The organism is Ideonella sp. (assembly GCF_036277275.1).
GTDB lineage: Bacteria > Pseudomonadota > Gammaproteobacteria > Burkholderiales > Burkholderiaceae_C > Ideonella.
Genome location: NZ_DASUNH010000175.1, coordinates 1 through 20,692 on the forward strand (window position 1 = coordinate 1; position 20,692 = coordinate 20,692).

The following is a 20,692-nucleotide window of genomic DNA, read 5'->3' on the forward strand; positions in this document are numbered from 1 at the left end:
CAACGACATCGAGCAGGCGGAGGGCTACGCGAAGCGCGATCAAAGTGTGCAACAACTGCTTGAACACAGCGCCGACGCCCTGGCCACGGGCTTGTCCGGCCAGCCCGAGCTGCGGGCCGAGCTGCTGCGGGTTGTCGGCGGTCTGCTGCACGACCTCGAGATTCCCGAAGCAGCCATCCGCGTGCGTCAGCAGCGAGTCGATGACCTGCCCGGCATCGGCGCCAGCACCGAAGTGCAGCGCGCGGCCTTGCGTGAGCTGAGCGCGAGCCAGCGGGCCGCACATCAGGAGAAGGCGGCACGCGACACGCTCGTGGCTGCGCGCCGGCTGTGCCCCGAGGCCGCACACGACGCGCCACCCGACTGCCTCGGCGTCGAAGTGGATCTGGGTCGCCTCGACTTCATAGACAGCCGCTGGGACGCCGCGCTCGGCCACCTGAAGCCGGTGCTGCCAGAGTTGGCCGCCAAGGCGGCAGGCACCGAAGACCAGGCCGCCGCATACGAACTGTTGGCCAGTCTGCATGCCAGCCGCAACGAGACTGACCAGGCGTTGAAGCACTTTGAACAGGCCATCGCCATCCGCGAATCCATGTGGGGCAAGAATTCGGCGCGAATCGCCCAGACCCACCTTCGATTCGGCCGGACGTTGTGGACGCTTCGCCAGCTGTCGCAAGCCGAGGCGGAACTCGAAAAGGCCTGGCGCATCTCGAGCACGACGCTCGGCCCCAAACATGTGCTGAGCGCGCGCATCGAGGCGAACCTGGGCCGACTGCAGTTCTACCTCGGCATCTCGCCGGAAGGACTGCCGCATCTGGAGCACGCGCGGCAAGCGCTGCACCGACAACGATCGCGGATCGACCCGATCGAGATCTTCCAGGTCCAGGTGCTCTGGGCCAATGCACTGGTTCTCGACGGCCACCTGGCGCGTGCGCGCGACGAGCTGGCCGAGGCAATGAACCTTCACAGCCGACTGAAGACCCACGCCGGACCGGATGTCACCCTCGACGTCTCGCAGGCTCGCTGGTTGATCGACACGGGGCAGTTCGCCGAGGGCCGCCAGATTCTGGAACGCTTGCGCGACTCGGCGATCGCCCGTTCCGGACCGAAACACCCCGACGTGGCCGACCGTCGTTCCCGACTGGCACAGGCGTGGTTGGCCAGTGGCGAGCCGATCAGGGCAGAGGCCGAGCTGGCGGCCGCGATGGACACGCAAGATGCGGCAGAAACGCAGTTCGGATCACCCCAGCACCGCGCGCAACTGGTGCTGCTCGCGTTGCGGCTCGCCCAGGGCCGCTATGACTTGGCCGCGACTCTGGCCACCTCGCTGGAGCAGGGGGCGCAGAAGACTCCTCGCCGCGAACAACTCCGCGAAGCCCTGGTGCAGATGCACTCGGCAGTTGGCCGCACATGGGCCGGCACGGGCCGTCATGCGGACGCCGACGTCCATCTTGTCAAGGCGATCGAACTGCTGGACGCGGCCAACCCAGACCACCCGGGGTTGGTCGAGCTGCGCGCCTATCGGGCGCAGAACCTGGCGGCGACGCATGGAGGTGCGCGGGCCTGCGAAGAACTGGCACGCGCGCAGACCCTCCTGGCGAAGTTGCCCATGCTCGGCCCGCAGTTTCGCGGAGCTGTGCTCGACGCCCAATCGCGCATCAGGTGCGCCCGCGCGCCGCTGCTGGCGGCCCGGAGCATGTCGCTGGATCCGAACGGGCCGACAGCCAATCGCTGAGCGGCCACGACGTGTCCGGATCGCGCCTTGGCGCGACGTTCTTATGGATGCCAACTCAAACGAACCGCCAAGGAGGCTCTATGTCCAGACTTCAGTTTGTCCGTCGATCCCTGCCGCCCGCAGCAATGATGCTGACGATCGCCCTCGGCAGTTGGGGCCCTGCCAACGCAGGGCCACGAAGCCACGCCGAGACCGTTTGCCCGCCCCCTGCGTTGCTCGCGCAGATGCCCTCCGACTCGACGCTCGACGTGCCCACCTCCCAGCTGACCGGCACCCCGCTGTGGCCGGGCCAGCGGGTGAGGACAAGAGGCACCAACCTCACGGAATCGCAGGAGCTGTCAAACCAGATTCTGGGCCACTCGTTGCAGCAGGCGTTCACCGTCTCGACGGTGCGCGGAGACGTGAAGGGCACGCTGACACAGAAGATCAAGCAGGGGCATGACGGCTTCTGCAAATGCGAATGGACCATCAGCTTGGCCGAGGACTCTGCAGGCTGCGTCATCGAGCTGCAGATCGACAATTTCCAATATCCGGCCGGACTGGCGATCGTGGCCGACTTCCGCGACGACCTGGGTGGAAACCATGCCATCCCGTCGAAGAGTGCATCGCGTCCCACGCGCAGCCAGTTCCGTTTTCGGCTGCCTGACAAGGTCTGCCCTGGCCAGAACTCGCGCCCGCTGCTGCTGAACACCCTCATCCGCCGGATGGCGAATGTCGGCATTGCCCGCGTGGTCGCCGAAGGCGGGAAGCAGAGCGAGGATCTTGAGACTTTCGCACCGCACGACTGACGGCCGCCCTGCATCGGAGCGGACGCGTACCCGGCGCGCACGGACGCAGGATCGAAACGGACTGACCGGTCGCGCGTGGCCGATGCGCGCCGCCGCCTCGCGCGCGGAGCACGATGTTCAACATGGTTCAGCAAGGGGGATGTTCCCGCCGATGCCGGGCGCAGAATCGCTCGCTTGCATCGGCGCAAGGGCGCCGCCTTCCCAGCGCCCATCAATGAGGAGCATCCCAGGTCATGAGCACATCGAACTTCAGATTGCACCGCCTGTCGCTGGCGGCCCTTGCCCTTGCCTGCAGCTCGGCGTGGGGTGGGCAGATCAATGGCGATCTGGCCGCGGCTGCGCGCCGTGACGGACGGGCCGAAGCACTGATCGTGCTCAAGGACCAGAGAACGCCGGCCCTGGCGCCGTTGGCCGAGGGTGCCGACTACAAGGCACGCCGCCGCGCGCTGGTCAATGCGCTGGTCGAGCGCGCCGATACCCAGCAAGGTGGCCTGCGTGCCTGGCTGGAATCGCGCGGCATCGAATACCAGGCGTTCTGGATCGCGAACCTCGTCTACGCCAAGCTCTCGCCGGCCGACATGGCGGCGCTGGCGGCGCGCGACGAAGTCAGCCGCATCGAGCCGAACCCGACCATCCGGGTGCCGCTGCCTAAGCGCGAGGCCGCAAGTCCGTCGGATGCAGCCGAAGGCGTCGCAGCGATCGCCTGGGGCGTGGACAAGATCAAGGCGCCGCTGGTCTGGGCCGAGGGCCACACCGGGGCGGGCGTGGTCATCGCCGGCGAGGACACCGGCTATCGCTGGGATCATGCGGCGCTGAAGTCGCAGTACCGCGGCTGGAACGGCAGCACCGCCGACCACAACTACAACTGGCACGACGCCATCCACACGGCCAACAGCAGCTGCCCGGCGAACTCGCCCCAGCCCTGCGACGACCACGGCCATGGCACCCACACGGCCGGTACTTTTGCCGGCGACGACCATTCGACGCACCAGATCGGTGTCGCGCCCGGCGCGAAGTGGATCGGCTGCCGCAACATGAACGCCGGCAACGGCACGCCGGCCACCTACATCGAGTGCATGCAGTGGATGCTGGCGCCGACCGACCTGCAGAACAAGAACCCCGACCCGGACAAGGCCCCGGACATCGTCAGCAACTCCTGGGGCTGCACCGACGGCGAAGGCTGCACGGTCGGCACCGAGATCAAGGCGGCGGTGAACAACCTCGTCAGGGGCGGCATCTTGTTCGTTGCCGCGGCCGCCAACGACGGCCCGAACTGCAGCACGATCACCGACCCGCCGGCGATCTACCAGTTGTCGTTCACGATCGGCGCGACCGACAGCAGCGACAGGCTGGCCGGCTTTTCGAGCCGCGGGCCGGTGGCCAATGTGAAGGGGGTCAAGCCCGATGTCTCCGCGCCGGGCGTCAACGTCTACTCCGCGTTCCCGCCGAACAGCTATACGACCATGAGCGGCACCAGCATGGCCACGCCGCACGTTGCCGGCGCCGCGGCGCTGCTGATGTCGGCCGTTCCCTCGCTGAAGGGTAATCCGGCCGCGGTCGAGAAGCTGTTTCGCAAGACGGCGCAGCGCGACGGTGTGACCAATCCGGTGAACCAGACCTGCGGCGGCACCTCGCCCACGCAATGGCCCAACAACATGATCGGCCATGGCCGTATCGACGTGTTCGCAGCCTACAAGAGGGCCATCGCCAACCCATTGGAACTGTCGGGCGAAGACTGATACTCGCGGCCCACGATGTGGGCTGCGCCGGTGACGCAGCGCCTCCTTCGGGAGGCGTTGTTGTTCGTGGCGTACACCGTTCAGCCGCCGCCTCACACGGCGCTGGCCTTGGTCAGCGTTCTGAGCCAGGCCATGAAGATGGCGGCCACCCCTTCGTCGGCCGTGGCCTTGCGCGCACAGACGTAATAACCCCGCCCCGTGGAGGTTGTCAGCGCAAACGGACGCACCAGCTCGCCAGTGGCCAGCTCGCGCTCCACCAGGCAGGGCTGGAGCACCGCCACACCCATCCCGGAGCTGGCCGCGACGATCAGGTTGGCGGCCAGGTCGAACCCACCGCCAAGCTCGACGTTCGAGTTCTTCACGTCGGCCGCGCCCAGCCACAGCGTCCAGTTGCCGGGGTAGCTGGTGTGATAGAGCAGCTTCTCCTTGAGGAGGTTGGCCGGGGTCTTCAGCCGCGCGGCGATCTCAGGCGCACACACCGGCGTGATCTCGCGCCCGAGCAAGTAGCGTGCGGTGATGCCGCGCGGCCAGGGTTGGCTGGGGCGCTTGATCTCGATCCACACGTCGACATCGTCGCGGCGAAAGTCCTCGTCGCGCCGGGACTGGCGCAGCTCGATGGCGATGTCCGGATACAGCGCCTGGAATCGACCCAGCCGGGGCATCAGCCAGCGCGTGCCGAGCGTCGGCACCACGCACACGCGCAGCGCGCGCCGCCGCGTGCGCGATTTGCGCAGTTCGGTGAAGGCCTGCTCGATCGCATCGACACTTTGTTCGACGCGCTGGCGAAGGTCCAATGCCCTGGCGGTGGGCAAAACGCCCTGGGCGTGGCGGTCGAACAAGGGGTAGCCCAGGCGATCTTCCAAGCGCGCGACAGCGCGGCTCACGGCGGCCTGCGTCACGCACAACTGCTCCGCTGCGCGGCGCATCGAACCGGTCCTGCATACACCGAGAAAGGCATGCAACTCGACGAGCGAGGCGGACTGGAAATTCATGGCGATGACATTATGGCAACACAGGCGACGAAAGTGTCCCTTTCGGCGGTGCGCGGGGCTGCCTACGATGGCGGCATTCCAACCGGCACGTCATGAGCATTCGTCCACCGTTCTCCATCGTCGCCCCCGCGGCCAGGCCCATCGCACTGGTCTGCGATTCGCCGCACAGCGGCACGGACTATCCGGCCGACTTCGGGCATGCCGTCGCGCTGGCCGAGCTGCGCCAATGCGAAGACACGTGCGTGGAGTCGCTCTGGGCCGGCGTGTCGCAGGCCGGTGGCCGGCTGTTGCATGCGCACTTTCCACGCAGCTACATCGATGCCAACCGTGCCTGCACGGACATCGAACCGGCGCTGTTGAGCGAGCCCTGGCCGGGGGCGGTGCAGCCTTCGCCGCGGTGCGTCAAGCTGGGCAACGGGCTGCTCTACAGCAGGACGAACGCCGGGACGCCGATCTACGCGCGCAAGCTGGTTGCGGCCGAGGTGCGCCGCCGCATCGACACCTGCTGGCGACCGTACCGCGACGCCTTGCGCACGCTGATCGAGCAGACCCGCATCCGCTTCGGCCGGGCCTGGCACCTGAACCTGCATTCGATGCCCAGCAACGCCTACGAGCGACTGGGCCTCACGTCGGCCCGCCCGCTGGCCGACGTGGTGCTGGGCGACTTGCACGGGCGCAGCTGCACCCCGGCGTTCACCCGCTGCCTGGCCGAGGCGTTCGGTTCCTTGGGCTACAGCGTGTCGATCAACGACCCCTACGCCGGCCAGGACCTGGTGCGCGAGCACGGGCGGCCCGGCGACGGATGCGAGAGCCTGCAGATCGAGCTGAACCGCAGGCTGTACCTCGATGAAAGCACCCGCGAGCCCCATGACCGGTTCGACCAGACCCGCCGCGACATCGGCCTGGTGCTGCAACGTGTCGCGGAATTCATCGGCGCCCAACAGGATGCCGCAACCCTTTCCACATGACCGAGGAGTTCACAGTGATCCACAACGGCAACCGTCGACAGCTCATGGCTGCGGGGCTGGGTCTGCTCGGCGCGGCGGCGATGCCCGCACGCGCCCAGTCGCAGGGCTATCCGAACCGCCCAGTCACCCTCGTCGTGCCGTTCGCGCCTGGTGGCTCGGTGGACATCTCGGGCCGCGCGATGGCCGACCGTCTTGCCAGAGTTCTGGGACAGACGGTCATCGTCGACAACCGCGCCGGCGCCGGCGGCGCCATCGGCAGTTCCTTCGTGGCCAGGGCACCGGCCGACGGCTACACGCTGGTGGTCGCCTCGCAAACGACCCACGTGGTCAATCCAGCGGTGACGCCCCAACTCAGCTACAACGCCGAGGCCGACTTCGCACCGATCACGCTGATCGATCGCCTTGCCAACGTGCTGCTGGTCAACGCCAGCCTGCCGGTCAAGACTTTCGAGGAGTTCGTCTCCTACGTGCGCGCCCACCCGGGAAAGTGGAACTACGCGAGCTCGGGCAACGGCTCAGTGGCCCACCTGAGCATGGAGTTGCTCAAAGCCAAGCTCGGGCTCGACATCGCCCACGTTCCCTACAAGGGTGCCGGGCCTGCCTTGAACGACATGCTGGGTGGTCTGGTGCAGGCGACCTGGAACAACCTGACATCGAATCTCTCGAGCATCACCAGTGGACAGCTGCGCGCGCTGGCAGTGGCCGCGCCCCGGCGCGTGGCGCAGTTGCCGGCGGTGCCGACGTTCGAAGAGCTGAAGCTGCCGGACCTGAACCTGACCTCGTGGACCGGCCTGGCGGCGCCGGCGCGCACGCCGGAGCCGATCGTCAAGCGGCTGTACGAAGCGATGCGCACGGTGTTGTCCGACCCGGCCACGCGGCAGGCCTGGGAGGCGCGCGGGGCGATCCTGCCCGAGCCGCTGACACCCGAGCAGTACAGGCAGGAGATTGCCCAGCGCATCCAGTTCTTCAAGAGCGTGGTGCAGAAACACAAGATCGTGCTGGCGTGACGGCCCAAGCCGCCGCGCGGGTGCGGCCGCCACGTGTGGCCACCGCGGTGGCTCACGGATTCAGCGGCGCTCGGCTTGCTGCAACCAGTCGGTGAATGCAGACACGCGCCGGGAATCACGCTGCGTGCGCGTCGCATACGAGTAGGAGCCCGTTCGTATGCGGATGGACTCAAGCGTCGACAACAGCCGGCTGTCGAGCAAACCACCGACGAACAACGTGGGCACGACCATCACACCCAGCGCCTGGCTCGTGGCCTGGATCGCCAGCACGGTGTTGTCGAACTCCAGCGTCGGCCGGTAGTCGGCCTCCTCGAGGCCGTGATGCGCGCACCATTGCGGCCACAGGTCCTGCCGCGAACGGGCGGCGACGCGTGGCAGGCGGGCGATCTCTCGGTGTGACAGCTTCGGCTTGCCCCCGACGAGCGCTGGGTTGGCGACCAGCACCGAAAACTCATCGAGAAACGCCCGCGACGGCAGGCCGCGGAGCTCGGCCGGGTCGCGCCGAATGAAAACGTCCACCGGCGGTGAAAGGTCGATGGTGCCGTCCGACGTGGTGAGCTGCACCTGCATGCCGGGGTGCTCGTCGGAAAAGCGGCTCAATCGGGGGATCAGCCAGTGCATGGCGAGCGTGACACCCGCGTCGACGCGGATCACCGTCTTTCGGCCTCCGCCGCGCATCAGATCCACCTCGGATTGGATCGACGCCATCTTGTTCGCCACCCGGTCATATAGCAGCTGGCCTTTGCGGCTGATCCGTATCGCGTGCGGGCTGCGGTCGAACAGCGACTGGCCCAGGTAATCCTCGAGCGCTCGAATCTGCCGGCTCACGGCCCCGGGTGTCACGCAGAGCTTCTGCGCGGCAAGCTTGAAACTGCCGCACCGAGCCGCTTCGCAGAACACGAAGATGGCATTCAAGGGCGGACGAGCGGCCATGGCGAGAAGGGTGAGTTTTTCTCAACCAATGATGCCAGGAAACTCGCTTGAGCCGCACGGCAGCGCACCCGACACTGGCGCTCGTTCCCCAACCCACTCGCCCGGTGAGACCTTCACGCCCGCTCGTTCCCGCACTGTCATTGACGCTGCTGCTGTCATGGGGCAGCCTCTACTACGCCTTTGCCATGTTGCTCCCACCGCTGCTTGCTGATCTGCACTGGAGTGCCGCCTCGGCGATGGGCGCCTACTCGACGGCCCTGGTGGTATGGGGGCTGTGCACGTACCCGGCAGGGCGCTTCATCGCCCGGTTTGGTGGCCGTTGCGCCATGACACTCGGTTCGTGTCTTTGCGGCGTTCTGCTCGTGGCATTGAGCGGCACGCAATCGCTCTGGGGTTTCTATCTGGTCTGGATCGGGCTGGGCGTCGGCATGGCACTGACCTTGTACGAACCGGCGTTCGCCATCCTCGTGGAAGCCTGGCCCCGCGCGTATCGGCGACGCATGAGTGTTCTGACGCTGGCCGGCGGATTGGCCAGTACCGCGTTCTGGCCGCTGACGCACGTCCTGGTCGCAAACATCGGATGGCGCGCCGCGGTGCTGGTCTACGCTTCGATTCATTTGTTCGTCTGCGCCCCGCTGCACTGGTTTGCCCTGCCGAGGTCGCGGCCAGGCGGTCGCCCGACACCTGCCGATGGCGGCGCGCCTGCGTCGTCGATGCCGCGTCCGTCGACACGGCTGGCGCTGCGATCACCCGCCTTCTGGCTGATGGCGTTCTCCTTCACGGCTTTCGGGTTCGTGACCTCGGCGATGGCGACCCATGTGATTCCGATGCTCGAATCGAAGGGCGTCGCCCCCCTGACGGCCATCGCGATTGCCGCGCTGATCGGACCGATGCAGGTGGCGGGCCGATCCACCGACCTCTTGCTGGTCGGCCGCCTGCATCCGCTCGCGATTGGCGCCGTCACGGTTGCGCTGATTCCGGTGGCCCTGGCAGCGCTGTGGGCCTCGCCCAGCGCATTCAACCTGCTGTACGTCTTTGCCGTGCTGTACGGCGCCGGCCTCGGCCTGCTGACCATCGTGCGTGCAACGGCACCGGCAGAGATCTTCGGTACCGCAGGCTACGCCGCGATCAGTGGCGCGCTGAGCGGCCCATCCGTTCTGGCCAGGGCTGCCGGGCCCCTGGCAGGCACGTACCTGATCGCCATGAACAACCCCTACGACACGGTGCTGCTCGTGCTGCTGGTCTGTTCTGTGGGCGGTGCCGCGGCATTTCTGCTCGGCGCCCGGGGGCGAGCACCATGAACACCACCTTGCGGCGCTTCGGCTATCCGCGCTCCGTCATCAAGGAGTACCTTCACTGGGTCGTGATGATCAGGCCGGGGCAGGTCACCCTGGGATGCACGATCATCGCGGCGAAGTCCGACTGCGTCAGCCTGGGAGAATTGACACCGGACGAAGCGGCGCAGTTGCCGCAGGTGATCAGCGACTTCGAACGGGCCGTCCGTCGGCTCGCACCGGCGTCGAAGTTCAACTACCTCGCGCTGATGATGGTCGATCCGAACCCGCACTTCCATGCCCTTCCCCGATATGCCGCCCAGGTTGATCGCGATGGGGTCGCCTGGACGGATGTCGCGTTTCCCTCCCCGCCGGACTTGCGCTCGGTGCCAGAGTCGACCGCCGAACAGCTCGAGGTCCTCAGGCATTTGCTGGCGCAGAGCTGGCCGGCCTGACCTTCGGCCACAGCGGGTGCGGCGACGCACGGATCCACTGCGAGAACTCGCGGCCGGATCTCTTGGAGAAGAGAACTAAGCTCACGGTCCGGCGGGCATGCGTCATGCGCGTGACAGTGCCCTTCCCCTCTCGCAACCCCTTCCACATCACAACGAGGTGACACCCCGATGAGATTCGCTTTTGTGCACAGGAACCTGCTCGTGTTTGCCGTCGCGCTCGCGTGTGCGTCAGCCCACGCGGCCTCGCAAGCACCGGTCGCCGCCGAGAACGGCATGGTCGTGACGGCTCAACACCTGGCCACGCGCATTGGCGTGGACGTGCTGAAAGACGGCGGCAACGCGGTCGATGCTGCCGTGGCGGTCGGCTACGCGCTGGCCGTCGTCTACCCCGCGGCCGGCAACCTCGGCGGCGGTGGTTTCATGACCATCCAGCTTGCCGATGGTCGCAAGACCTTCCTCGACTTCCGCGAGAAGGCGCCGCTGGCCGCCACCGCGAACATGTACCTCGACAAGGACGGCAACGTCATCAAGGGCGCGAGCACGATCGGGCACCTGGCCGTCGGCGTGCCCGGCACCGTGTCGGGCCTCGAGCTGGCACGCTCGAAGTACGGCACGATGAAGCGCGCGACGCTGATCGCACCGGCCATCAGGTACGCGCAAGACGGCTTCGTGCTCGACCAGGGCGACATCGACCTGCTCGCGACCGCCACCAACGACTTCAAGAAGGACCCGGCAACGGCCGCCATCTTCCTCAACAACGGCGAGCCGTTCCAGGTCGGCCAGAAGCTGGTGCAGAAAGATCTCGCGACCACGCTGAAACTGATCAGCGAGAAAGGCGAGAGCGGCTTCTACCAGGGCAGCGTCGGCGCGGCGATCGTCGCCTCGAGCAAGGCGGGCCAGGGCATCATCGCGCAGGCCGACCTCGACCAGTACAAGACCCGCGAGATGGCGCCCGTCGAGTGCGACTACCGCGGCTACCGCGTGATCTCGGCGCCGCCGCCGAGCTCGGGCGGGGTGATCATCTGCGAGATCCTCAACGTGCTCGAAGGTTACCCGCTGAAGGAGCTGGGCTTTCGCTCGGCGCAAGCAGTGCACTACCAGATCGAGGCGATGCGGCACGCCTATGTGGACCGCAACTCCTACCTCGGCGACCCCGACTTCGTGAAGAACCCGCTGGAGCGGCTGCTGTCGAAGGACTACGCGGCGAAGCTGCGCGCCGCGATCGATCCGAACAAGGCCGGCATCAGCCAAGGCATCAAACCCGGTGTGGCCCCGCACGAAGGCAGCAACACCACGCACTACTCGATCGCCGACAAATGGGGCAACGCCGTCTCGGTGACCTACACGCTGAACGACTGGTTCGGTGCGAAGGTCACCGCCGCGAAGACCGGTGTGCTGCTGAACGACGAGATGGACGATTTCACCGCCAAGGTCGGCGTGCCCAACCTCTACGGCCTGGTGCAGGGTGAAGCGAACGTAATCGCCCCGGGCAAGCGGCCGCTGTCGTCGATGAGCCCGACCATCGTCACGAAAGACGGCAAGCCCGTGATGATCGTCGGCACGCCGGGCGGCAGCCGCATCATCACCGCCGTGCTGCACACGCTGATCAACGTGATCGACTACGGCATGAACGTGCAGGAGGCGGTGGACGCACCGCGCTTCCACCAGCAATGGCTGCCCGAGGCCACCAACGTCGAGCAGTTCGCGATCAGCCCCGACACGCGCAAGATCCTCGAAGGCATGGGCCACAAGCTGGGCGAGCCGCAACCGGCGAACCACCTCGCGGCAATCCTGGTCGGCGCGCCGTCACTCGGCGGCAAGCCGGTGGGCAAGAGCCGCTTCTACGGCGCGAACGACCCGCGGCGCAACAGCGGGCTGGCGCTGGGTTATTGAACGAAAGTGACGCGGGCTGAACGAAAGTGACGCGGGCGCTCCCACCCATGGTGTGGAGCGCCCGCGGGCCTGGTGACAGAGCCAGCTACTTGAGCTGAGGATCGGCCCCAAACCGGGAGATTGAAGACATATCACCTCCTTTCACAGTGCTGCGACGCCCGCAGATTACTCGTTTTGAGCCGCCGGTCAACCTCCTGGCGCGGTTGCGCCGTGGCTCTTACAGCCCTTTGCAGTTCGCGTAGAACGACACCGTCGCCGGCCAGTCGCTGAAGATGCCCATCACGCCGACGCCCTGGGCCAGCACGTCGATGACGCGCAAGACGTCACCTTCGCGGGAGATGGCTGCATCGATCGTCTGGTAGTACGAGCCATTGTTGCCATCGGCCAGGATGCCGCTGCGCTCCAGCGACCAGGTGATCAGCCCCAGGCCGGCAGCCTTGGCATCCTTGGCGGCCTGCGATGGCACGATGTTCTTGTCGGCGTCCAGTGCGAGCAGCGCCCAGGTCGGCGGCGCCCAGATGTTGATGCCTTGGGCCTTGTAGACGCGCAGATCGGTCGCGCTCGGCAGGCCCGCGACCCCGGCCGCATCGTCGAGGTACACGGCCTGCTTGCCAAAGTGCGGCTCCTGCGCGATCCAGTACAGGACATCGTCCTTCAGGAAGGACTGCGGGTACACGCGGTTCGGCGACACGCCCGCGGCCTTGTACTCGTCGATCATCTTCTGCGCGTAGGCCTGCTGCGTGAAGCCGTCGAACGGCATCGCGACCACCGGCGTCTTCAGCTCGGGCGTCATCTTCACCCCGAGCTTCTTGAACAGCTCGATGCTCTCGGCGTGGGTCATCAAGGTGCCGCTGGTCGGGCCCGAGTACAGGTCGGTGCGGAACGTCGCCGTGCCGGCCATGAATTCTTCGACCGTCTTGCCGCGCGGGTTGAAGGCATCCATCTTGCCGCGCAGCGTCCTGAACTCGGCCAGCGTGATGTCGCTGGTGCGGCACTCGGCCTTCGCCGGGGTCACCAGGTTGCCGGAGGCGTCGAACACCGCCGGCTGGAACGGCGTGGTGCACTTGGCGGCCAGCGCCGTCTGCAGGATGTTGGTGGTGGTGTGCAGGTCGTTCTGCGCGTGGCGGCAGACCAGTTCCTTGTCCTTGGTGAAGGCGACGTCGCATTCCAGGATGCCGGCCCCCATCCGGGCGCCCGCCTCGTACGACTCGCGCGTGTGCTCCGGAAACTGCAGCGGTGCGCCGCGGTGCCCAATGGAAAACGCGCTGACGCGGTACTGCTGGAACGTCTTCGCGCATGCGTTCAACTGCTGCTTCAGCTTGCCTTCCGCCATCTCGTTGACAAGGAAGAAGGGCCGCGGGCCGAGTTGCACAGAAGGGACCGGGTAAGCGCCCTTCGTGGCGCCGGGGCCGGCGCAGGCCGGCAATGAAGCGGCGGCCAGCACCGCAATGACGGCCGTCTTGAAGGCGGGAAAGAACTGCATGGGACTCCTCGTTGAACTGTCCGGCGCTTCGCCGGTGTGGCCTGGTTTGCCGCGAGACTAGACGATTCGCGTGTCGAGGCGATGACGCCTCGTCGGCTGGCCCGCAGGAGTGCGGCTACGAACATCCGCGCAGCTCGTCCGCCACATTCGGCATCGAAGCTCCCCCGGCACCAAACTTGGCTTCGTGGGCCTTGAACAGCTCGCTGCTCTTGCGCAGGTTGCTGCAGGCTTCTGCCTTGTCGGCCTTGATCGATGCGGCAGATTGCCGAGGCGCTTGGGCGCGCGCCTTCAGCGCGTTGGCCATGTAGTAGTGCGCCATGCCGTAGTCGCGCAGCGAAACGAGGTTGTTGCGCGCGTCTTCGGGCACCTTGGCGAAGGTGTCCAACGCCGTCCGGGCCGCCTCGACGGCGGCCTGCCATTGGCCGACGAGCAGCAGGGCGTCTGACAGCTCGCCATTGAAGGTGCCCAGGTCGACCCTCAGCATCACGTTGTCGGGGTCTTTGGCCACCATCGGCTCGAGCACGCCCACGGCTTGTCGGTGCGAGGCCACCGCCTCTTGCTTGCGATCGAGCAATTGCAGCGCGTAGCCCCGGTGGTCGTAGACCACGGCCAGGTTGGCTTTCAGGATGGTGTTGTCCGGGTTCTTCTCCAGCAAGGCCAACAGCACCGCGATGCTCCTTTCCTCGTCGGCCAGCATCGCCAGGGCGTCCTTCTCGGGCGTCGGGCCGCGCGACAGATGCTGGCTGCGCAGGCCGTACATGCTGGCCAGGTTGGCGCCTGTCGACACTTCAGCGGGATCGTTCGCGTACAAGCGTTCGAGCAAGACGATGGACTCGTCGATGGCCGCCTTGAAAGCCGCGTCACGCTCGCCACCGGCGAAATCGTCGATCTGCGCCGCCGCGCCGAGCAACGTGGCCAGCTGGCGTTGGGCCGACGCGTTGTCGGGATCGGTCTTCAACTGGCGCCGTGCTACCGCAATGCCCTGCTCGGCCCGCTGGCGGCCGGCATCGAGCTCACCCCGGAATGCCTGCAACAACGCCAGCACGCGAAGGGTGCGTGTCATCTCGAGATTGGCCGCCGCAGCCGCCTTCGGGGGCAGCTCGCTCGCCAGCAAGGGCTCGAGCAAGGCCACCCCACGCTCGTAGCTGTTGCGCGCACCCTCGGGGTCACCCAGGTTCGAAGCCATCGGCCCGCCCTGGATGTCACCGATCTGGCGGTAGCCGGTGGCGAGCTCGACCTTCAGCTGGGCATCGTCCTTCGCCTCGTTGCCCAAGCGCTCCAGGTAGGTCAAGGCGTTCTTGACGATCAGCTTGCGCGCGGACGTCGAGCCGGGCAGATGCTCGATGGCCTGGTGCACGTCGAACACCAGCATGTTGGCCAGCGCGCGCACGCTGGCGAAATGCGCTTCCGCGCGATCCTTCTGCCGCTTGGCCTCGATGCCCTCGTACACCGCCAAGCCCAGGCCGGCGACGAGAGCCAGGTTGGCCACCAGCGCCGCACCCACTGCCGCACGGTGGCGCAACATGAAGCGGCCGGCGCGGTAGCTCCACGCACCGCGGCGCGCCTGAACCGGCAGGCCTTCCAGGTGACGGAAGAGATCATCCGACAACTGCTCGGCACTTGCATAGCGGTGCGCCGGCTCCTTGCGCAGCGCCATCAGCACCACCGCATCGAGATCGCCTTTGAGGCGCTGGCGCAATGCGCGGTTGGCGCGCACCGCGGTGCTCGGTGGCGCCGGCTCCTCGTGGCAGATGGCCTGGCTGAGCGTGAAGTCGCTGTTCGTCGCCTCGCCGGCATAGGGGCTGGTGTCCGTCAGCACGCGGTAGAGCACCACGCCCAGCGAATACACGTCGCTGACCGGCGTCACCGGCTGGCCCAGCACCTGCTCGGGGCTGGCATAGGCAAGCGTCATTACCCTCAGGCGCGTGGCGGTGGCCGCATCGCCGCCCTCGCCGTCTCCCGGCAGATTCACCCGCTTGGCGATGCCGAAGTCCACCAGCTTGACCACGCCGTCGTCGGTGACGAGGATGTTCGCCGGCTTCAGGTCGCGGTGCACCACGCCTTTCTGGTGCGCGTACTCCACCACCGCACAGACGGTGCGGAACAGCTTCAACCGGGCCCGCACATCGAGGCCCTGGCGCTGCGCATACGCATCGATCGGCGCACCCACGACGCGCTCCATCACGAAGTACGGCACCCCCTCTTCGGTGATGCCGCCGTCGAACACCTTGGCGAGGTTCGGGTGGTCCAGGCTGGCCAGGATCTGCCGCTCGGCCTTGAAGCGCTCCGCCAGCGACGGGTCGAACAGGCTCTCGCGCATCAGCTTGATCGCGACCTGCTGCTCGTACTGGCCATCGGCCCGCTCGGCCAGGTAAACCTGACCCATGCCTCCTTGGGCGATCAGCGAGACCAGCTGGAACGCCCCCAGGCGCCGCCCCAGCCACGGCTGCGTCAGGCGCTCATCCAGGGCATCGAGCGCGTCGAGGGCGTCGAGCGCGAGCTCGGCGGGCGCCGCATCCAGCACGCTGCGCGATGGCTCCGCAGCTGCCAGCAAGGTCCCCAGCTCGGCCAGCAGCTCGGCATCGTCGCCGGCTTGCTGGGCGACATACGCCTGGCGTTGGTCGGCCGGCTGCTCCAGTGCATCGGCAAGCAAGCGCTTGATGAGTTGCCAGCGGTCCGCCGGCAGCGGCGAATTCATGTCACAGCGTCCTTTCCGTGGGCCAGCCCGCAAGAGACATCGCTGCAGACGTGCGCGCCGAGCCCGCCCGCCTGTCACCGGCGGGCGGGCCCGTCCGAGGCTGCGATTCACGCACAGCGGTTGGCCTGCCGCAAGGCTCAAGCGCCGGCATTTGCGTCGGGTTACGAATTTTCGTGGCGCCTGCCGCCCGGGCTCGCCGCATCCGGCCGGGCTGATCGGCCCGCGCTGATGGCGATCCCGCCTGACGACACGCTCGGTGTTCGCCATATGGCACCAAAGCTCGACCGGATGGACACTGGGGTCAGCGGCAACACGGTCGTCCTGCCGCACCGTGGGGTTGAGCTCTTTGTTGCGCAGCAGGCAGTCAGCGCAGGAGTGAACCATCGACGCTCGCAGCGGCAAGATCCTTTCGAAGGGCGCTCGGACCGCAGCCGGCACGGCGGTGGCCTACTTTTGCGTCGCAGCGCTGGCCATGGCGTTGGTCAAGCCTGGGACGTTCGCCGCACCGGTCTTTCCAGCCGCCGGCATCGCGCTGGCCTGTGTGCTCAGGTTCGGCCCCAGTGCAGCCTCTGGCGTCTTTCTCGGCTCGCTGGCCGCCAATCTCGGTGCCTATTGGCTGGACGGCCAGCCCGTGCCTGCGCTCGCCTTCATGTTCGCGCTCGGCGCCTGCCTGCAGGCGCTGTTCAGTGCGCGCCTGGTCAAGGCATCGGTCGGCATGTACCCACGTCTGACCCGGCCGCGCGAGATCGCGCGCTTCTGCCTGGCCGGCTGCATCGTCGGGTCCGTGGTCAGCTCGACGATCGCCAACGCCGCCATGGCGTACTTCCGGCCGATCGGGGAGTTGGGCAGCGATGCCGTGGCCGCCAGGGCGCTGGCCCTCAACTGGTGGATCTGGTACAGCGGCGACGCCTTCGGTGCCTTGATCGGCGCCCCGGTCACACTGACGTTGATCGGCCTGCCGCGGCGGATCTGGCATTCCCGGCGGGCCACGGTGGCGGCCCCGCTGGTGTGCGTCACGCTGTTGCTGGGCTGGGCGACCCAGCGCGTCAACGAATGGGAGGAGCAGCGTACCGCTTCCGCATTCGAGCGCGACGTGACGAGCGCCGCCAGCTCGATCGAGGCCCATCTGCAGCGGCACCTGGACGCCTTGACTGCCGTTCACGGCCTGTTCGATAGTGACCACCCGGTGTCGCTGCCGCTGTTCGAGCGGGCGACGGAGCCTTGGCTGCGCAGCCTGCCTTCGTTGCAGGCCCTCGGGTTTCTCGAGCAGATCGAGCGCGAGCAACTGAAGGCCCGCGAAGCCGCCATCTCCGCGCAAGACGGCCGGCCGTTTCATGTCTTCCTCCGAGAGCCCGAGATCGCGGCCGAGGACACGATCCTGCTCTCGGTGCGGTTCATCGAGCCCGTCGACCGCAACGCCAGGGCGCTTGGCGTCAATTCGCTGTCGATCAGCCAGCCTCGCAAGGCCTTGCTGCAAACGCTGCGCTCCGGCGCCCCGGTGGCCACCGGCCCGTTCCGGCTGACCCAGGAATCCGGTATCCAGACGGGGGTGGTCGTTTACCAGCGCGTGCGCGGTGTCCCGGGGCAACAGCAGGGCGTCTCCTTCGCCACCTTGCGCATGGGTGATGCGCTGGCGAACATGACGGCCAAGCTGTCCCGATCGCTGGAGTACTGCCTGCTCGACCAGGCCGACACGGCCGAATTGCTGGCCGGCAGCGCGCGCTGTGCCGCCCTGACGCCAGGCTCGCCTCGTGTCTTCTCGACGCCGATCGCATTCGCATCGCGGCAGTGGGAACTGCGCATCGTGCCCCAGCCCGACGCCGCCATTTACGGCGCCGGGCTGCGGTCCGACGGTGGCACCGCGTGGGTGTTCGCTGCGTCCGGCATGGTCGCCTGCGCACTGTTGGGCGCCCTGCTGCTGCTGTTGACGGGCCGCGCCCGCGAAGTCGAGCTGACCGTTCGGCAACGTACCCGCCAGGTGCTCGAGCTGCGAAACGAAAACGAGCTGTCGGAGTCGGCCCTGCGATCCACCGAGCAGCGGTTCAAGCTGCTGTTCGACAAGGTGCCCGTCGGCGTGGTGTTCGTCGACAAGGACGGCAGGATCCTGCAGCCCAACGCCCGCTACTGCGAGCTGCTCGGCTACACCGAGCAAGAGCTGCGCACCATGAACGTTCTCGACATCACCCCCGCCGAGGACGCCCTGGAAGACCAGGCCCGGCGCACGGCGCTGGTCGAGACGAAGGGCTCGCAGTATCGCTACGTCAAGCGCTACATCAAGGCCGACGGGCAGGAGCTGCAGGTTCGCGTCACCGCCACGATGCTGCGAGACCGTGAACCTGGTCAGGCCGACATCATCGTCTCGCTGGTGGAAGACCTGAGCGAGCAGTTGCGTCTGGAGCAAGCGCAGCAGGCCCGCGCGGCGGCCGAGGCGGCGAACAAGGCCAAGACCGAGTTCCTGTCCCGCATGAGCCACGAACTGCGCACCCCGCTGAACGCCGTCCTGGGCTTTGCGCAACTGCTCCACCTCGATCGCAGCCTGCCCTTCACCGAGAAGCACCTGGGCTGGCTGAAGCAGATGCAGGACGCGGGCTGGCACCTGCTGCAGCTGATTGACGATGTGCTCGACCTGTCGCGGATCGAAGCCGGTGCCGTGACGCTGACCAATGCCCCGCTGTACCTGCCATCGCTGCTCGGCAGTGCGATCGCGATGGCCGAGAGCGACGCCCAGAAGCGCGGGATCCGCATCGACAAGCACCCCAGCTGCGATGCCCCGATCAATGTGCTGGCCGACGTCACGCGGCTGCGCCAGGTCCTGATCAATCTTCTGTCCAACGCGATCAAGTACAACCGGCCCGGCGGGTCGGTGTCGGTCCAGACCCGCAGCGAGACGCCGGAGCGCGTGACGATCGACATCATCGACACTGGCCTGGGCATGTCGTCCGCCCAGCTGCCGCGCCTGTTCAAGCCGTTCGACCGGCTGGGCCGGGAGAACTCGAACGTGCCGGGCGCGGGAATCGGCCTGTACATCACCAAGCTGCTGGTCGAGCGCATGAATGGCGATGTGCAGGTGCGCAGCCAAAGCGGCAATGGCACGACGTTTTCGATCACGCTGCCCACCACCGACGATTCGATACAACAGCCCGCGCCGGCCGCCCACGACCTCCAGCAGGCGCCGGTTTACCACGCACGCAAGGTCTTGCTGATCGAGGACAACAGCAACAACGTCGACGTCATCAGCGCGATGGTGGCGCTGCGGCCGCAGATTGCCTTGGAGGTCAGCCGCAACGGCTTGTCGGGTCTGGCGGCCTCCAAGCTTCGCCAGCCGGACCTCGTGCTGCTGGACCTGCGGCTGCCGGACATCAGTGGGATCGCGGTGCTCGAAGGCATGCGCTCGGACCCGGCGACCCGTGACGTGCCGGTGATCGTGCTGTCTGCCTCGGCCGACCATGCGCAGGTCGGCGAAGCGATGCGCCTGGGCGCCCAGGCGTTCCTGCGCAAGCCGATCGTCACGCAGCAGTTGCTGAAGCTGCTGGACGACATGCTGAGCAACATCGCCACGGACCTGGGCGAATTGAACTGAGCACCCGGCCGACACGGCAGCAGCCGTCGTGGCGAACCTGCCGCGCGACAATGCCCCGATGCTTCTATTCCGCTGGGTCGAAAACACACGCAGGCATCCGTCGGCGATTCTGCTCACCGTGCAGCTGGCCGGCATGCTGCTGTATCCGTTCATAGAGGGCACCGACGCCGGTCGCATCGGCTTCGGCGTGTTCGGCATCGTCGTGCTGGCCGTCACCACCGGCATGGTGCGCCGCACGCCGGGCCTGAACTGGGTCTCCGGCAGCATCGCGTTGCCGGCGGTGGTGATGCTGGCGCTGCAGGCGCTGTTCGGCATGCCGTGGCTGCTGCCGTGGTCGGCGGCGCTGGAGGCGGTGTTCTACTTCTACGCGGCCGGCAGCCTGATCGCCTACATGATGGCGGACCGCCATGCCACGGTCGACGAGCTGTTTGCCGCCGGCGCCACCTTCACCCTGCTGGCCTGGGCCTTCGCCTACCTGTACGTGTTGATGCAGGTGCTGCAGCCCGGTTGTTTCGCCGCCGCGGTGAACCCACAGTCACTGCGTACCTGGACCGAGCTGATGTACATGAGCTTCGCGCTGCTGTCGAGCACCGGCATCGGCGACGTCATCCCGCTCAGCACCCATGCCCGCATGCTGGCGGCGGTCGAGATGTTCGTCGGCGTGATGTACCTGGCGGCGGTGGTCTCGAGGCTGATCGGCCTGACCCTGCTCGAGCGGCGCGACCCGCCGCCACGCTGACAAACCCGACGGCGAATCAGCGCTTGCCGAAGGTGGGCTCGATCGACCCGGCGTGCGCCACCGCGACGAGCCAACGCTCCAGCGGCGTCCCCGGCCCGTCTTCTTCGTGGGCCTGGCCTCGCGGCCATGCCAGCAGCCAGCCCAGCAGCGCCAATGCGCCGACGATCTGCGCCGCGACGATCGCCGGCAGCAACGCCGCCGCGCTGAGCGGGTTCGGCATCGGCAACGCGCACCAGATCAGGCACAGCACGGCCAGGCCATAGAGGCCTGCGAACACGCGCCTGGCGCGGCGATGGGCGGTGTCATGCCACGCTTGCGCGGCGGTGGTGGCCTGGTCGTGCGGGGCCCAGCTGTCCAGTGTCTTCGATGTCTTCATGTCGGTTCTCCCGTTGAGAAGACATTGGACGCGGACAC

Annotated in this window: 16 protein-coding genes; 11 read left to right on the forward strand and 5 right to left on the reverse strand. The window is 67.2% G+C overall.

Translation table 11 applies throughout. The features are described 5' to 3' along the window. Window positions 1-247 precede the first annotated feature (247 nt). The 3 genes from VFY73_RS30060 (at window position 248) to VFY73_RS30070 (ending at window position 4,256) form a co-directional block, all read left to right on the forward strand. Window positions 248-1,729, forward strand: a complete 1,482-nt coding sequence (locus VFY73_RS30060) for a tetratricopeptide repeat protein (RefSeq protein WP_329725281.1) — start codon at window positions 248-250, stop codon at window positions 1,727-1,729. A 125-nt stretch (window positions 1,730-1,854) separates the two neighbouring features. After that, on the forward strand, window positions 1,855-2,517 hold the full coding sequence (locus tag VFY73_RS30065; RefSeq protein ID WP_329725282.1) for a hypothetical protein: 663 nt from the start codon (window positions 1,855-1,857) through the stop codon (window positions 2,515-2,517). Window positions 2,518-2,750: 233 nt separating this feature from the next. Then, window positions 2,751-4,256 (forward strand): S8 family serine peptidase, encoded by a 1,506-nt coding sequence (locus VFY73_RS30070; RefSeq protein ID WP_329725283.1) that lies wholly within the window; start codon window positions 2,751-2,753, stop codon window positions 4,254-4,256. A gap of 92 nt (window positions 4,257-4,348) precedes the next feature. Here VFY73_RS30070 and VFY73_RS30075 read toward each other — a convergent pair whose 3' ends face one another. Then, complete coding sequence (locus VFY73_RS30075) at window positions 4,349-5,182, reverse strand: LysR substrate-binding domain-containing protein (RefSeq protein WP_329725284.1); 834 nt, start codon at window positions 5,180-5,182, stop codon at window positions 4,349-4,351. 30 nt (window positions 5,183-5,212) lie between these two features. Between VFY73_RS30075 and VFY73_RS30080 the strand changes: the two genes are divergently transcribed. From VFY73_RS30080 to VFY73_RS30090, 3 genes are read left to right on the forward strand one after another with little or no spacing between them, the layout of a single operon-like run. Further along, complete coding sequence (locus VFY73_RS30080; RefSeq protein ID WP_329725285.1) at window positions 5,213-5,344, forward strand: hypothetical protein; 132 nt, start codon at window positions 5,213-5,215, stop codon at window positions 5,342-5,344. Continuing rightward, window positions 5,341-6,216 carry an N-formylglutamate amidohydrolase gene (locus tag VFY73_RS30085; protein ID WP_329725286.1) on the forward strand — a complete coding sequence of 292 codons (876 nt, stop codon included), beginning with the start codon at window positions 5,341-5,343 and terminating at the stop codon, window positions 6,214-6,216. The genes VFY73_RS30080 and VFY73_RS30085 overlap by 4 nt, the downstream gene beginning before the upstream one ends. After that, on the forward strand, window positions 6,213-7,223 hold the full coding sequence (locus tag VFY73_RS30090) for a tripartite tricarboxylate transporter substrate binding protein (RefSeq protein WP_329725287.1): 1,011 nt from the start codon (window positions 6,213-6,215) through the stop codon (window positions 7,221-7,223). Before VFY73_RS30085 ends, VFY73_RS30090 begins: the two co-directional genes overlap by 4 nt. A 60-nt stretch (window positions 7,224-7,283) precedes the next feature. Here VFY73_RS30090 and VFY73_RS30095 read toward each other — a convergent pair whose 3' ends face one another. Continuing rightward, window positions 7,284-8,156 carry a LysR substrate-binding domain-containing protein gene (locus tag VFY73_RS30095; protein WP_329725288.1) on the reverse strand — a complete coding sequence of 291 codons (873 nt, stop codon included), beginning with the start codon at window positions 8,154-8,156 and terminating at the stop codon, window positions 7,284-7,286. Window positions 8,157-8,296: 140 nt separating this feature from the next. On the opposite strand from VFY73_RS30095, the gene VFY73_RS30100 reads away from it, so the two are divergent. The 3 genes from VFY73_RS30100 (at window position 8,297) to ggt (ending at window position 11,778) form a co-directional block, all read left to right on the forward strand. Continuing rightward, window positions 8,297-9,457 (forward strand): MFS transporter, encoded by a 1,161-nt coding sequence (locus tag VFY73_RS30100; RefSeq protein WP_329725289.1) that lies wholly within the window; start codon window positions 8,297-8,299, stop codon window positions 9,455-9,457. Beyond that, window positions 9,454-9,885: a hypothetical protein gene (locus VFY73_RS30105; RefSeq protein WP_329725290.1), complete on the forward strand. Its 432-nt coding sequence runs from the start codon at window positions 9,454-9,456 to the stop codon at window positions 9,883-9,885. Before VFY73_RS30100 ends, VFY73_RS30105 begins: the two co-directional genes overlap by 4 nt. A 168-nt stretch (window positions 9,886-10,053) precedes the next feature. Continuing rightward, window positions 10,054-11,778 carry a gamma-glutamyltransferase gene (gene ggt / locus VFY73_RS30110; RefSeq protein WP_329725291.1) on the forward strand — a complete coding sequence of 575 codons (1,725 nt, stop codon included), beginning with the start codon at window positions 10,054-10,056 and terminating at the stop codon, window positions 11,776-11,778. A 217-nt stretch (window positions 11,779-11,995) separates the two neighbouring features. Here ggt and VFY73_RS30115 read toward each other — a convergent pair whose 3' ends face one another. Beyond that, on the reverse strand, window positions 11,996-13,261 hold the full coding sequence (locus VFY73_RS30115) for a glycerophosphodiester phosphodiesterase family protein (RefSeq protein ID WP_329725292.1): 1,266 nt from the start codon (window positions 13,259-13,261) through the stop codon (window positions 11,996-11,998). Between the two features lie 115 nt (window positions 13,262-13,376). Continuing rightward, complete coding sequence (locus tag VFY73_RS30120; protein WP_329725293.1) at window positions 13,377-15,959, reverse strand: serine/threonine-protein kinase; 2,583 nt, start codon at window positions 15,957-15,959, stop codon at window positions 13,377-13,379. 442 nt (window positions 15,960-16,401) lie between these two features. On the opposite strand from VFY73_RS30120, the gene VFY73_RS30125 reads away from it, so the two are divergent. After that, the gene (locus VFY73_RS30125; RefSeq protein WP_329725294.1) at window positions 16,402-19,539 is read left to right on the forward strand and encodes an ATP-binding protein; all 3,138 of its coding nucleotides are present in this window, start codon (window positions 16,402-16,404) and stop codon (window positions 19,537-19,539) included. A 58-nt stretch (window positions 19,540-19,597) separates the two neighbouring features. Beyond that, the gene (locus tag VFY73_RS30130; protein WP_329725295.1) at window positions 19,598-20,278 is read left to right on the forward strand and encodes an ion channel; all 681 of its coding nucleotides are present in this window, start codon (window positions 19,598-19,600) and stop codon (window positions 20,276-20,278) included. A gap of 16 nt (window positions 20,279-20,294) precedes the next feature. Here VFY73_RS30130 and VFY73_RS30135 read toward each other — a convergent pair whose 3' ends face one another. Next, on the reverse strand, window positions 20,295-20,654 hold the full coding sequence (locus tag VFY73_RS30135) for a hypothetical protein (protein WP_329725296.1): 360 nt from the start codon (window positions 20,652-20,654) through the stop codon (window positions 20,295-20,297). Window positions 20,655-20,692 lie beyond the last annotated feature (38 nt).

Bases quoted from the DNA above. Each gene is read 5' to 3' on its own strand.
- VFY73_RS30075 (WP_329725284.1), bottom strand. From the start codon at position 5,182: ATGCGCCGCGCAGCGGAGCAGTTGTGCGTGACGCAGGCCGCCGTGAGC.
- ggt (WP_329725291.1), top strand. From the start codon at position 10,054: ATGAGATTCGCTTTTGTGCACAGGAACCTGCTCGTGTTTGCCGTCGCG.
- VFY73_RS30115 (WP_329725292.1), bottom strand. From the start codon at position 13,261: ATGCAGTTCTTTCCCGCCTTCAAGACGGCCGTCATTGCGGTGCTGGCC.
- VFY73_RS30085 (WP_329725286.1), top strand. From the start codon at position 5,341: ATGAGCATTCGTCCACCGTTCTCCATCGTCGCCCCCGCGGCCAGGCCC.
- VFY73_RS30135 (WP_329725296.1), bottom strand. From the start codon at position 20,654: ATGAAGACATCGAAGACACTGGACAGCTGGGCCCCGCACGACCAGGCC.
- VFY73_RS30105 (WP_329725290.1), top strand. From the start codon at position 9,454: ATGAACACCACCTTGCGGCGCTTCGGCTATCCGCGCTCCGTCATCAAG.
- VFY73_RS30065 (WP_329725282.1), top strand. From the start codon at position 1,855: ATGATGCTGACGATCGCCCTCGGCAGTTGGGGCCCTGCCAACGCAGGG.
- VFY73_RS30130 (WP_329725295.1), top strand. From the start codon at position 19,598: ATGCTTCTATTCCGCTGGGTCGAAAACACACGCAGGCATCCGTCGGCG.
- VFY73_RS30090 (WP_329725287.1), top strand. From the start codon at position 6,213: ATGACCGAGGAGTTCACAGTGATCCACAACGGCAACCGTCGACAGCTC.
- VFY73_RS30120 (WP_329725293.1), bottom strand. From the start codon at position 15,959: ATGAATTCGCCGCTGCCGGCGGACCGCTGGCAACTCATCAAGCGCTTG.
- VFY73_RS30070 (WP_329725283.1), top strand. From the start codon at position 2,751: ATGAGCACATCGAACTTCAGATTGCACCGCCTGTCGCTGGCGGCCCTT.
- VFY73_RS30095 (WP_329725288.1), bottom strand. From the start codon at position 8,156: ATGGCCGCTCGTCCGCCCTTGAATGCCATCTTCGTGTTCTGCGAAGCG.
- VFY73_RS30080 (WP_329725285.1), top strand. From the start codon at position 5,213: ATGCAACTCGACGAGCGAGGCGGACTGGAAATTCATGGCGATGACATT.